We start from the raw sequence: 13,041 nt of genomic DNA, 5'->3' as shown, positions 1-13,041 counted from the left end.
GGCCTCCGGCCGGAGGCCCGGCGCGTCATGCTAGGACCGGTGGAGAAGAAGGGCGAGGGCACCGAGCGCGGCACCCGCGTCGCCGAGTTCGGCCGGACGTACACGCAGCGGTGTCCGCGAGCCCCGGCAGGTCACGTTCGCGTCCAGTTCGCGTCGCAGCGGCTCCATCAGGGCCGGACCGGCGCCGGTCAGCTCGCCCCCGAGGACGATGATGCCGGGGCCGAAGGCGTTGCACAGGTCGGCCAGGACCTTGCCGGTGTGTGTACCGGCCCGGGCCAGCGCCGCGTACGCGGCCTCGTCGCCCGCGTCCAGTGCGGCCACCAGTTGCGGTATGTCCGTGGCGGACCCGTGGGCGTCGAGCACGGCCCCGATCGACGCCACGGTTTCCAGGCACCCCACGCGGCCGCATGGGCAGGGCTTGCCCTCGGGATCGACGGTGATGTGGCCGAACTGCCCCGACAGCCCGTGGGCACCTCGGTGCAGCCTTCCGCCCGCCACGAGGCCACCCCCGACGCTGTGCGACAGGCACAGGTACAGGACGTCCTGCTCGTCGGCGGCCGCGCCCCAGGTCCTCTCGGCCAAGGTGGCCAGACGTGTGTCGCTGTCGAGGCACGCCGTCATGCCGAACCTCTCGCTCACCAGCGCCGACACGGCATCCGGGTGGATCGCGCCGGGTAACGCCTCCCCCGGTGGGCCGACCGGTCCGGTCAGCCCCACCCCGATGCCGCCCAGCGCGTCCAGCCGCAGTGTTCCCCCGGTCAGCATGCCGGTCAGCCGTCGCGCGATGTCGATGCGCTCCTCCCACGACGCGTCGGGGCCGTGCTGCTCGCGCGCGCTGCTGATCCTCCCGTTCACCGCGGCCATCGTCGCCACCCGTACCGCCTGCCGCGCGAAGTCGATGCCGAGCAGGTCGGTGGCCCGGAGGTTCAAGGACAGCCGCTCCGCCGGGCGGCCACGGCCGCGCCCCCGTCCGCCCGCGGTCGGCACCGAAGCACGCACGGCACCGCTGTCCAGGAGCGCGCCGACCACCGTGTAGATCGTGGTGCGCGACAAGCCGGAGAGATCCCCCAACTCGCCCCGGGTCAGCGGACCGTGCCTGCGCACCATCTCCAGGACCAGGCTCTCGTGCTTGCGCAGGGAAGAGCGCATCCACTTCTCCGTCGCTACCACCGTGTGGCCCTTCAGGAGTGGGGCCGGGAAGCGGTCCGGCAGCTCTCCGCGCCCTTGCAGCGCTGTAGCGCCACCAGGGTGCGGTGCAGGGAGGCGCGCTGGTCCGCCGACAGGGACGATGCCCGGTTGGTCAGCTGGTCGGGGTCGGAATCCAGCGCATAGAACTCGCGTTCCCCGTCGGCGTACTCGACGTAGAGGGAGTCCGCGGTGCGCATCGCCGCGTAGGTAGGGGGGTCGCCGCTGTCCTGGGGCGCCGCGTCGGGGTCGCCCTTCTTGGACGCCGCGCGATGGTGCTCGACCAGCACGCCTCGGCGCCAGTCGTCCTCGGGCCGTCCGCGCATCAGGCCGGTGAGGCTCTGCCCGTCCACGGTCGACGGGGGCTCCAGGCCCGCGAGTTCGAGGAAGGTCGGGTTGAGGTCGACGTTCGCCGCGAGCTGCGACACCTTCTCACCGGCCGGTACGCCGGGCCCGGTGACCATCATCGGCAGCCGGATGTCGGTGTCGTAGGCGGTCTGCTTCCCCGGCCTGAGCCGGTGCTCACCCATGTGGAAGCCGTTGTCCGACCCGAACACGATGTAGGTGTCGTCCGCCAGGCCCTTCGCCTCCAGCGTGCTCCGCAGCCGTCCGATCATCCTGTCGACGGCCTGGACGGAGCGCACCCGCTTGGCGAACGTCCGGTCGATCCGCTTCTTCTCCTTCGGCGTCAGCGGGGTCAGCGCCTGCTGCCACTTCGGCGCATCGCGGGTCGCCTTGTCGTAGGCATCGGCCCGCGGGGCCTTGAGCCCAGGGAACGTGCCCTCGTCGCGCGGTGCGGGGGTGGACGGGCCGTGGGGTGCGAACGTCGCCACTTCCAGCATGAACGGCTTCTTCGCCTTCGCCGAGGAGTCGACGAACGACGTGGCCTTCTCCGACAGCACGTCCGTCAGGTAGTCCTCGGGGTCGTTCCCGTAGGGCACGACCTTGCCGTTCTCGTTGAGGTCGTAGTCGTACTCCTTGTACCCGTCACCGGCGACGTCCCACTCGTCCCAGCCGGCGGGGACGTACGGCCGGGACGTACCGTTCTTGTCGCCGGGCTGGTACCCGTTCAGGTACTTCCCCATGAATCCGGTCCGGTACCCTGCGTGTTGCAGCGCGGGCCCGAAGGTCTTCTTCTCGTTGCCGTTCCTCATGAACGCGCGGTAGCCGCCGTCGTCCCCGCTGTTGGTGAAGACACCGGTGTTGTGGGGGTACTGGCCGGTGAGAAGCGACGTGCGCGCCGGACAGCACAGCGAGTCCGTGGCGAAGTAGTTCGTGAAGGTCGCCCCCTTGTCCTGCATCTGCCGCACGTGCGGCATGTACTTCACCAGGTTCCAGTCGAGATCGTCGGTGAGGACGTACACGATGTTGGGCTTCTTCGCGGAACCCGAGGCGTCGTCGGCGGTCGGGGAACTCTCGGTGGCCGTGTCCGCCACTCTCGAACACGATGCCAGCAATACGGCGGCCAGGGACGCGCACAACGCGGTGCGCACGGTGCGTGAGTAGCGCTTGCCGAACACGTCGCAAACCTCCATGAGCTGCGGGACTCCGGAGCCAGGCACCGTAGGGAACGACTTTGTGGGATTCTTGTGATGCCACGGCCTGCCGTCCTGGATGCGCAGCGTCGGCTGTGGCGTCGGGCACGTACTCCACACACAACGATGTTCATGCGTCGAGACCTCCGCGCTTCACGAGCTGGCTCGCGATCACGTTGCGCTGGATCTCGTTGGTGCCTCACCGACGATCATCAGCGGCGCGTCGCGGAAGTAGCCTGACCACCGGCTACGACCCCAGCCACCAGGCGACCCAATATCGGACTGCGCCGTTAGCGGAGGATGCTGAGGCCGTCGACGCGGTCGCCCTCAAAACCGCACCGGCCACCCAGGATCGCGTTCATGATCTCGCGCAGGTCATGTTCAGGCGACCGGCCGAAGTCCAGCGCCCTGCCGCGGCGCTCAAAGCGCCAGGCGCTCAGCACCGGTTCGATCAACTCCCAGCGAGCGTCTGACACATCACTCGGATACGGGCGTCGTTGCTGCATGTTCTGGTCGTACCGCCCGGAGCCGAGTGCGCCCAGGCGCACAACACCGGCAACGGAAGCGCGCCCGAACCGGGCGTCCTGGAATGAGACAGGCATAAGCTGCCTCTCGCCCCAGATGAAAACGACCTCTGAGAGGCCATCTCATTTGGTGAGGGTGAGCCGGCGGTAGCAGATCGCTCCAGGACCGGTGATCCGGAGGTGCGGGCTTCCCGCGGCCGAAGCCGCGGGAAGCCCGGAACGGTGGGACAAGCTCAGACACTGACCACAATCTTCCCCCGCGTGTGTCCGCGCTCGGCGTATGCGTGCGCTTCCGCGATCCGTTCGAGCGGGTAGATCCGCTCGATGCGCGGTGTGTAGTGGCCGTGCCGGCCGACTTCGCCCGCTTCGGCGAGGAGTGTGGAGTCGTTCTCCGCGTTGGCCAGATGCACACCCAGGCGCTGCGCGTTGGCGTAGTCGGCGATCGTCGACACGCGGGCAGGGTCGCCCACGATCGCAATGAGATCAGCCAGGGACCCGGAGGCCGCAGTGTCGAGCGCGATGTCGACACCGTCCGGAGCCAGGGCGGCGAGGCGTTCCGCGAGGCCGGTGCCGTAGGTGGTGGGAACTGCTCCGAGAGAGGTGAGGAACTCGTGGTTGCGCTCGCTGGCCGTCCCGATCACGGTGGCGCCCTGAGCCATCGCGATCTCGGCCGCGGCACTGCCCACGCCTCCGGCGGCGCCCTCGATGAGCAGGGTGCGCCCCCGGAGGGGACCGAGCGCCTTCAGTCCGCCCATCGCGGTCACGGATGCCAGACCGGCGCCGGCGGCCTCCTCGTCGGTCCACGTGGCGGGCGCGTGGGCCCAGGCCGAGAGCACGGCCAGCTCCGCCGTCGCGCCGGTGACGCCGCCGAGCCCGAAGACACGGTCGCCGATGCTCACGCCCTGTACGCCCTCACCGGTCTCGTCGACCACGCCGACGGCATCACGCCCGGGAATCGCGGGCAGGTCCACGGGGAGCACTTCGTGCACCGCACCGGAACGCACCTTCCAGTCGATGGGATTGACGCCGGCCGCCGCGACGCGGATGCGGATCTCGCCGGGCCCGGGATGCGGGTCCGGTACCTGCTCGACCACGAGGGTCTCCACACCGCCGTACTCGTGATAGCGGACTGCGCGCATGACGTTCTGCCTTTCCACGCGGCCTGAACCGGCCGTTTGTGAGATCAGTGGGGTGGATCTTCGGCGAGCGCCGACGCCCACGACGCTAGAACCTGCCGTTGACGTCAGGTGCAAGGTGGACGGGCCGCCTGACACAGGAGGACCGTTGCGCATCGGTGAGGTCGCCGAGAAGGCGGGAGTGAGCGTCCGGGCGCTGCGCTAGTACGAGGAACAGGGTCTGCTGCCGCCGGGCCGCAGCCCCGGCGGCCAGCGGCATCACCCGACACCGCCGTCGGCCGAGTCCGGCTGATCCAACAGCTGTATGCCGCGGTCCTCCCGAGCAGAGTGGTCCGCGAGGTGCTGCCGTGCGTGGAGACGGGTGAAGAAAAAGCGCCCCCAGCACTCCTGGACCAGATGGCGGCCGAGCGTGTCCGCATCGACCCGCGGATCACCGACCTGCTCGCCGTGCGCGACCGGCTCGACGACATGATCGCCATCGCGCGGGACCCTGATTCCGACTGCTCTCACGTGCAGTGAAGACTACTGCCGCAATGACTTCAGACGTCGCCAGCAGATGAGTGCGCATCCGGGGGTGAGGAAGGCTTCGTGGATATCGTCGCGTATCTCCCAGCGGATGCGCAGGCGGCGGAACCAGTGAAGGTGGGCGAACGCGGGCTCGACGACCCAGGGTTGGGTGCCGAGCCCGGAGCCGTGCACCCGGCCAGGCGGCGCCAGCAGGTCATACCCGGGCCGAAGCCGAGTACCTGCGGCAGGTGTTCCCAGGAGATCCCGGTGTGCAGCACGAACAGGATGTTCTGGAACACCAGCCGGTCCGGATGCCGTTTGCGTCCCGGATGCCGAGGTCGACGCTCCACCTTAGGCAGCAGCGGCCCGAGCACCGCCCACAGCTCGTCATCGACTTCCCACGGTTTCGGCCGCGCCACCCCGCACCCATCGGGAGGGATGAGCCAATGGTCCAGGCGGTCCCGGCGATGTGCGTAGTCGATGAACGGCCCGTTCGCTGCCATGTGCTCGGCGAGTTGGGCCAGGGCCTGTTCGTGCTTCCTCGCGTTGTTGGCGGCCTGCTGCCATGCGCGGAGTCCTGCACTGACGTTGGGGCTCACCGAGATCCCGAACCCGAGATAAAGGACTGCTTGCTTGCGACTGCCTCCGTGCGCCATCTGCACCAGACGAATGGAGGCGTCGCGTCGGAGATCACGGCTCGGGGCGCCGAGTCCTCACATCCGTTCCAACCAGGCGTCGGGAAGGCGCTGGGGAATGGTTGCGGCGGTCAGCCGGCTGCGGCGGGTCCTGCAGTCTGGTGTTTTCGGGTGCCGGACGGATGGCGGGTCTGGCGGAATGATCAAGCCGGTGGTTGCAGGCCGGAGACTGCCTCGGCGTGTGAGCGTGGCCTTCGAGACGGCTGCGGCACTGTCCCGGGTGGAGAACTGCACGGGATTGCTGCCGCCTGGGATGTTCTCCTTCTCGGTCTGTGCTGTCAGCGGTCGCCGCGACGCTCAGCACGCCCAAAGGGAACGTAGCGTCGGTTTGAGAACGTCAGGTGCCGATCCCTTGCGGATAGCTGAAGAAGTTGGTCGGATCGTACTGACGATTTACCCGGACCAGCCGATCGTAGTTCGCACCGTAGTAGGCCCGCCGCCAGTCCTTCAGGGTCGGATCCGGGAAATTCTGATACGAACGCGGGGGCGGTGTGTCACCGAAAATTCCGCAGTAGAACTCACGGAGCCAGTGAAGGTTCGCGTCGGCGACGCTGGGCGGATCATAATCCGTCCAGGAGGTCTCCGCGGCGAGGATGAACACGGCGTTTCGGTGCACGAACGCCGTGGCGTCCGGCGGCACTTGATTGATCTCGCCGCCGAGGGCGAACATGGCGAACCCGGCTCCGTCCTCGTTATCGCTGCCGGGCCAGTCCAGCAGTTGCTCGGCGGCGGCACCGATCTGGTCATCGGTCAAGAGCGTCCGGGAGGTCAGAACCGCCGACTTGGCGGCGAACTGTTGCACCGGAGTGGTGGCACTCAGCAGCACGCTCGCCACACCCGGAGCGACCTCGCGGACTGACGCGCTGTTGCGAGCGCGCTCCTCAGCCGTGCCGATGGCGAGCAGCGGGGCCAGGATGTCGCGCAACCCCTCGAGGGAGCCGTAGTACTGACCAATGGCATTGACGTTGGCGTTGGCACGAATCTGGTCCCTGGTGAGCCCGTGGGTCCCGATGCCGACGCGGAGATGGAACCGCTTGTCGTCCAGCGTGTTCACGGCGATCCGTTGCGCGGTGGCGATCACCGGCAGCACCGAGTCCAGGCTCCAGCGCAGCTGGTAGACGCCCACGTCACCCTGGAACCGCTCGTACTGGAACGTAAAGGAGGTGTTGACACCGAAGTTGTTTCCCGCCCCGCCGCGGCAACCCCAGAACAGGTCGGGGTGGGTGTCCTGGCTGGCCTCCACCACGCTGCCGTCGGCGAGCACCACGGTCGTCGACACAAGCCGGTCGCAGGTCAGGCCGAACATCTTGTCACTGAAGCCGATTCCGCCACCGAGCACCAGCCCGGCCACCCCGACCGTAGGGCAGCGGCCGGTCGGCACGAACATGCCGCGGTCCTCCAGCAGCGGGTGCAGGTCGCCGTTGGTGACCCCGGCTCCCACGGTGACGGTACCCGCGTCGTGAACGACCCTCATCCGCCCGTAAGTCCGGGTCCGGGAGCCGGCACCCGGCCGCGGGGTGGAGCCGATGCTTTTCATGCGGGCCATGTTGAGCAGCAGACCAGTGGTGGCGGAGTACCCGGCGTAGTTGTGGCCCAGCCCGGAACGAGGCACGGCGGGCAGCCCCACCGCGCGGGCCCAGCGGACCGCCGCCCGGACATCCCGGGTGGTGGCGCACGCCACGATTCCAGCAGGGCGGATCCCCGCGTACCGATGGTTGAACGGAAGTGCCAGCGGCGGGTAGCCGGAATCTCCCGGCCGGTAGAGAGTGGAACGCGACGACAGCGCCTGAGCCAGCAACTCCCAGTCCCGTTGGCTGAGCTGCTCCGTCTCTTCGGTGAGTGGCGCGGCAACAGCGGGCAGCGGCTGCGAACCCACCATCTCCGTGCCCAAAACACCCACAGTTCCTGCCCGCAGTACGCTCCGCCTGTTGATCAAGGTAGCTGCCCTCACAAGAGACGCGTCGGAGAAGCGATCGCTTCCCTCACCAAGTCAACCGACTCCGTTGGTCAGCACAACCGCAAAACGAGGTCATCCCACCAGCCCGCAACTCAAAAGGATGCCGACGTACCGCTGAATGTCCCAGCCGGTACGACGATAGGTGTCGGCCGCCCCATCGGTACTGCTCCACCGCAAGGTGGTGAAGGACGCAAAGCTGCTGGACCGTGCTCGTGTTCTTGTGTCTGCTCAACCTGATCGCCGCTCGATCGCTCATCTGGTTCGTGCGGCTCGCCCGTTCCTCCTGGAGGGTGTGCCGCCGGCACTGATTGCCCATCGAGCCTGATGACTCCAGAGCTCCCGTCGCGGTGGACTGCACCACGCGACGGGAGCCGGGCAGCGCGGCTCCGTCGAGAAAGCGAGGTCCCACGTCCTGGCCTTGTGGGGCCCTGCTGCCCCGGCCATCGTGGGTCGGCCAGCCGAATCACCTCAATCGCACCGGGCTATGGGCCCGCAGCTCGGCGATCACCGTCACGGTCTGCTGTCTCGCCGTGCAGACCGCGGCGAGCCGACTGATCTTCGCCATGGACCGGGACGGACGCCTGCCCTTCGGGGTGGCCATGGCCAAGGTCTCGCCCAAGTCCGGCACCCCGGTACTGCCCGCCTCATCACCGGCGCGCCGCTGGGGCTTCGTCGTGAACCTGGTGGCCGTGCTCTACGGCGTGGCGATGACCGTCAACCTGGCGTGGCCGCGCGCCGCCATCTACGGCAGCGATCACTGGTACTTCCAGTGGGGCGCCATCGTCTTCACCGCGGTCATCACCGCCGTGGGCGGACTGGTGTATCTGCGCTACCGCCGTCACGGCCGGACGTCGGCAGCGCTGTGACGCCACGAAACGGGCGGCGACGCGGATTGCTCCCGGGAAGGGTGAGGATCGGCTCGGCATGCGTCCACAGCAGCAGTGCCACAAGAACCCGCCGCAGCAGGTCACGAATCTGGGCGGTCACAGGTTGACCATGTGTCCCGCGAGACCGTGTACGGCCTCCTTCACCGCCTCGCTGAGCGTGGGGTGGGCGTGGATGTTGCGGGCCACCTCGTGGACCGTCAGGTCCCATTGCTGGGCGAGGGTGAGTTCCGGGAGCAGTTCGGTGACCTCGGGGCCGATGAGGTGGCCGCCGAGCAGTTCGCCGTGGCGTCCGTCGCTGATGAGCTTCACGAAGCCACTGGGGTCGCCGAGTCCGTGGGCCTTGCCGTTGGCGGTGAAGGGGAAGGTGGCCACCTTGACGTCGAAGCCGCGTTCGCGCGCCTGGGCCTCGGTCCAGCCGAAGCTGGCGATCTGCGGCTGGCAGAAGGTGGCGCGCGGAATCATCACGTAGTCGAGTTCCATGGTCTCCGCGTCGGCGATGGTCTCCGCCGCGACGATGCCCATCGCCTCGGCGGCGTGGGCGAGCATCAGCTTGGCGGTCACGTCGCCGACCGCGAAGATGTGCGGGACGTTGGTGCGGCACCGGCCGTCGACGTCGATGGCGCCCCGGTCGGTCAGCCGGACCCCGGCGCGGTCCAGTCCGTACCCCTGCACCCGCGGCCGGAAGCCGAGCGCCTGGAGGACCCGCCCGGCCTGGAGGGTCTGGCGCTGGCCGCCGGTGGTCACCATGACCTTGACGGCGGAGCCCGCGTCGTTGATCGCCTCGACCCGGGTGGAGGTGAGGATGTTGATGCCGAGCCTGCGGTAGCGGCGGGTCAGCTCGGCGGAGACGTCCTCGTCCTCCAGGGGGACGATCCGGTCCAGGAACTCCACGAGCGTCACCTGCACCCCGTAGCTGTGCATGATGTACGCGAACTCGACGCCGATGGCGCCCGCGCCCGCGATCAGGACGCTGCCGGGCAGGTCCGGCGCGAGGATCTGCTCCTCGTAGGTGACCACCCGCTCGCTGAGCGAGGTGCCGGGCAGCAGGTTGGCACCGGCCCCGGTCGCGATGATGCAGTGGTCGAAGGTGAGGGCCTCGACGCGGCCGTCGGCGAGCGTGACCCGCAGCGTGTGGGGGTCGGTGAAGGTGCCCCGCCCGTCGTACTGCGTGATCTGGTTCTTCTTCATCAGGTAGTGGATGCCTTTGACCCGGCCGTCCGCGACCTTCCGGCTGCGTTCGTACGCCACCCGGTAGTCGAGGCTCAGCTCGCCGTTCACCCGGATGCCGAAGGTCCGCGCCTCATGGGTGAGCAGATGGGCCAGCTCGGCGTTGCGCAGCAGGGCCTTGGACGGGATGCATCCCACGTTCAGGCAGACGCCGCCCCAGAACCGCTCCTCGACGACGGCCGTGCGCAAGCCCAGCTGCGCGGCGCGGATCGCCGCCACATAGCCGCCCGACCCCGCCCCCAGGACCACGACGTCAAAATGTGCGCTCATGCGTCGCACCTTAGACATTAGAGTCGGGGTATGGCTTCAGACGAGGGGTCCGTTCGGGTCGACAGCTGGATCTGGTCGGTGCGGCTCACCAAGACGCGTTCGCTCGCCGCCTCGGCCTGCCGGGCCGGGCACGTCCGTGTCAACGGGGAGCGCGTCAAGCCCGCGCAGGCGGTGCGGGTGGGTGACGAGGTGCGGCTGCGCCATGCGGGGCGGGATCGGGTCGTGGTGGTGTCGCGGATCGTGCGCAAGCGGGTCGGGGCGCCCGTGGCGGCGGAGTGCTACGTGGACAACAGCCCGCCTCCGCCGCCGCGGGAGCAGACCGTGCCCATCGGGCTGCGCGACCGTGGTGCGGGCCGCCCCACCAAGCGCGACCGGCGCGAGATGGAGCGGCTGCGCGGGCTGTGACGCCCGCCGTGCACCGGGGGCTGCCCGCCGGTCACTCCACGCCGATCCGTACCGGGCCGCCGTGCGCGTCGGCCCGGGCGATCCAGTCGGCGGACAGACGGAGCGGGCGGCCCGGGGCCACGGTGCGCGGGACGCGCTGCCGGTGCAGCGTACGGCCGTCCTGGCGGACCACGAGCACCGGCCGGGTGAGGAACGCGGCGGTGCGCAGGGTGAAGCGGCGATGCGGCGGGGGCGGGCCGTCCGGGGCGATCCGGCCCGGCGCCACCCAGCGCAGGGGCGCGTCCGTGCGGACCGGCAGCGGGGCCTGCGGCCATGGCTCACCGGCCAGGTGGCGCAGCACGGGCCCGGCGGCGAACCGGCCGTCCAGTGCGGCCGCGGCGGCCGTCTCGACGGGGTGCAGCAGATTGCCCACGGCGAAGACCCCGGGTTCGCGGGTACGGAATCCGGGGTCGGTCTCCGGCCCCCGGGTGCCGGGGTCGAGGGGGATTCCGGCGCTGCGGGCCAGTTCGTGGTCGGGGATCCAGTCGCCGGTGAACACGACGGTGTCGCAGCCGATGGTCGCGGTCCGGCCGTCCCGGTGCCCGACGCGGACGCCCGTCAGCCGGCCGCGGCCGGTCAGCCCGGTCACGGTGGTGTCGGTGAGCAGCGGCACCTCGTGGCGCAGCCGGGCGCCGAGGGCGTGCGCCGGGTGGGTCTGGTGGCGGGGCAGCCCGGTGACCATGGCGGCGACCTCGACCCCGGCGCCGTGGAGGGTGTCGACGGCGGAGTAGCCGACGCGTTCGGCGCCCACGACGACCGCCCGGCGGCCGATGCTCTGGTGGTACACGTGGACGGCCTGCTGGAGCTGTCCGGTGGTGTAGACGCCCGCGGGCCGGGTGCCGGGCACCAGTCGGGCGCTGCGGGGGCGTTCGCGGGCGCCGGTGGCGAGGACGACGGCCCGGGCCGTGATGCGCTCCAGCCCGGTCGGCGCGGTGACGTCAACGGTGCGCGGTCCGGCCCATCCGGTGGCGGTGACGCCGGTGCGCAGGCTGACCCCGGCGCGCAGCGCGGCGGCGATGTGGCGGCGGGCGTACTCGGGGCCGCTGAGCACCCGGTGCAGATCGCGCAGCCCGAATCCGGTGTGGTGGCAGTGGCGGGGGATGCCACCGGCGTGCTGCTCGCGGTCGATGACCTGGACGGTGTCCACTCCGGCCTCGGCCAGTCGGGTGGCGGCGGCGAGTCCGGCGGGTCCGGCGCCGATGACCAGGACGTCCACCGTGCGAGGGGTGCGGTCGGCGAGGGTCATCGGCGGGCCTCCGCCCGTGTGGCGGCGGGGGTGGCGCGGGCCTCGTCGAACTGGGCGCGTACGGCGGCTCCGCAGGAGAAGCCCTGGCAGCGGCCACCCTGCGCACGGGTGCGGCGCCGCAGTCCGTCGAGCGACCCCGGGGGCACGGTGGCCCGCAGGGCGTCGCGGATCTCGCCGCGGGTGACGCGCTCGCAGTGGCAGACGACGGTGCCGTAGGCGGGGTCGGCGGCGATGAGGTCGGCGCGCTGGTAGGGGCGCGGGAACGCCTCGCCGATGTTCGGCATCCGTGGCGGTTCGAGTTCCCGCGCGGGTCCCGGGTCGAGGCCGCAGTCGGCGAGCAGGTCCCGGACGTGGGCGGCGATGGCCATCGAGGCGGTCAGCCCGGTGGAGCGGATGCCGCCGACGGCCACGTACCGCTGTTCGGGGTGGGCGCGGATCTGGAAGTCGGCGTGTTCGGTGGCGGCGCGCAGCCCCGCGTAGACCGCGGTGACCTCCTCGTCGAGCAGCTCCGGCATGATGCGGGCGCCCTTGTCGCGGAGCAGGGACAGCCCGGCGGCCGTGGAGCCGGTGGCGTGCTTGTCGTCGAGGTCCTCGGCGGTGGGGCCGAGCATGACGTTGCCGTAGACGGTCGGCGCCACCAGCACGCCCTTGCCGCGTGCCGTGGGCACCGGCAGCAGGATGTGGCCGACCAGGCCGCGGGCGAACTTGTCGAAGACGATGAGCTGGCCGCGCCGCGGGGTGACGCTGAACTCGGCGTGGCCGAGCCACCGGTCGATCTCGTCCGCGTGCAGCCCGGCGGCGTTGACCAGGTGGCGGGTGCGCAACGGGCCGCGGCTGGTGGCGATTTCATGGTGGCCATGTGCCGTAATGGCCTCGGCGGTGCAGTTGAGGTGCAGGTCGGCTCCGGCGCGCACCGCCTGGGTGGCGTAGGCGAGGGTGGTCGTCCACGGGCAGATGATGCTCTCACCGGGCACCTCGAGGGCGCCGAGTGCGCCGGGTCCCAGATGCGGTTCGCGCGCGTACACCTCGTCCGCGTCGAGGATCCGGGTGTCGTGGCAGTCGTTGCGTACGGCCTTCTCCGCGAGGGCGGGCAGCGCGGCGAGCTGTTCGGAGTCCCAGGCGACGAGCAGGGCGCCGAGCGGTTCCACCGGGATGCCCGCTTCGGCGGCGAAGGTGTTCAGCCGCCGGTAGCCCTCGCGCACCAGCCGGGCCTCCAGGGTGCCGGGGGTGGCGTCGAAACCGGTGTGCAGGATCGCGGTGTTGGCCTTGGAGGTGCCGTCGCCGACGTCGTCGGAGGCCTCCACGAGGGCGATGCGCAGCCGGTGCGCGGCGAGTTCGCGGGCGATGGCGGTGCCGACCACTCCGGCGCCGATGATGGCCACGTCGTAGACCTCGCCGGGAAGGTCACCCGTGGTCGTTACGGTCATG

The 13,041-nt window shown here is 70.3% G+C and carries 9 protein-coding genes and 3 pseudogenes; 3 read left to right on the top strand and 9 right to left on the bottom strand.

Annotated features, from left to right (window positions below; all coding sequences use genetic code 11):
• Positions 1-30: 30 nt before the first annotated feature.
• The 4 genes and pseudogenes from LCH29_RS04450 to LCH29_RS04435 form a co-directional block, all read right to left on the bottom strand.
• Positions 31-1,149, bottom strand: a complete 1,119-nt coding sequence (locus tag LCH29_RS04450; protein ID WP_446460363.1) for an ROK family transcriptional regulator — start codon at positions 1,147-1,149, stop codon at positions 31-33.
• A gap of 32 nt (positions 1,150-1,181) precedes the next feature.
• Entirely contained in the window at positions 1,182-2,720 is a 1,539-nt protein-coding gene (locus LCH29_RS04445) for a sulfatase family protein (protein WP_446460362.1), read from the bottom strand.
• Between the two features lie 347 nt (positions 2,721-3,067).
• Positions 3,068-3,226 (bottom strand): annotated as a pseudogene (locus tag LCH29_RS04440) (IS5 family transposase); the annotation flags it as partial.
• 251 nt (positions 3,227-3,477) lie between these two features.
• Complete coding sequence (locus LCH29_RS04435) at positions 3,478-4,383, bottom strand: NADP-dependent oxidoreductase (protein ID WP_446460568.1); 906 nt, start codon at positions 4,381-4,383, stop codon at positions 3,478-3,480.
• A 217-nt stretch (positions 4,384-4,600) separates the two neighbouring features.
• Between LCH29_RS04435 and LCH29_RS04430 the strand changes: the two are divergent.
• Positions 4,601-4,899, top strand: a pseudogene (locus LCH29_RS04430) (MerR family transcriptional regulator).
• A gap of 3 nt (positions 4,900-4,902) precedes the next feature.
• On the opposite strand, the pseudogene LCH29_RS04425 reads toward LCH29_RS04430, so the two are convergent.
• Positions 4,903-5,306, bottom strand: a pseudogene (locus tag LCH29_RS04425) (transposase).
• 613 nt (positions 5,307-5,919) lie between these two features.
• The gene (locus LCH29_RS04420; protein WP_446460361.1) at positions 5,920-7,482 is read right to left on the bottom strand and encodes an FAD-binding oxidoreductase; all 1,563 of its coding nucleotides are present in this window, start codon (positions 7,480-7,482) and stop codon (positions 5,920-5,922) included.
• A 587-nt stretch (positions 7,483-8,069) separates the two neighbouring features.
• On the opposite strand from LCH29_RS04420, the gene LCH29_RS04415 reads away from it, so the two are divergent.
• Positions 8,070-8,405: a hypothetical protein gene (locus tag LCH29_RS04415; RefSeq protein ID WP_446460360.1), complete on the top strand. Its 336-nt coding sequence runs from the start codon at positions 8,070-8,072 to the stop codon at positions 8,403-8,405.
• A 117-nt stretch (positions 8,406-8,522) separates the two neighbouring features.
• Here the strand turns inward: LCH29_RS04415 and lpdA are convergent, their stop codons facing one another.
• Positions 8,523-9,923, bottom strand: coding sequence for a dihydrolipoyl dehydrogenase (lpdA, locus tag LCH29_RS04410; RefSeq protein ID WP_446460359.1), 1,401 nt, complete (start codon positions 9,921-9,923; stop codon positions 8,523-8,525).
• A gap of 30 nt (positions 9,924-9,953) precedes the next feature.
• On the opposite strand from lpdA, the gene LCH29_RS04405 reads away from it, so the two are divergent.
• Complete coding sequence (locus LCH29_RS04405; RefSeq protein WP_446460358.1) at positions 9,954-10,328, top strand: RNA-binding S4 domain-containing protein; 375 nt, start codon at positions 9,954-9,956, stop codon at positions 10,326-10,328.
• Between the two features lie 31 nt (positions 10,329-10,359).
• Here LCH29_RS04405 and LCH29_RS04400 read toward each other — a convergent pair whose 3' ends face one another.
• On the bottom strand, positions 10,360-11,613 hold the full coding sequence (locus LCH29_RS04400; RefSeq protein WP_446460357.1) for an NAD(P)/FAD-dependent oxidoreductase: 1,254 nt from the start codon (positions 11,611-11,613) through the stop codon (positions 10,360-10,362).
• On the bottom strand, positions 11,610-13,040 hold the full coding sequence (locus tag LCH29_RS04395; protein WP_446460356.1) for an FAD-dependent oxidoreductase: 1,431 nt from the start codon (positions 13,038-13,040) through the stop codon (positions 11,610-11,612). Before LCH29_RS04395 ends, LCH29_RS04400 begins: the two co-directional genes overlap by 4 nt.
• Between the last annotated feature and the right edge of the window lies 1 nt (position 13,041).

This window comes from Streptomyces sp. BRA346 (assembly GCF_052851135.1).
The sequence above is the reverse complement of the archived record's forward strand: the minus strand, read 5'-3'. Positions and strand labels throughout refer to the sequence as shown.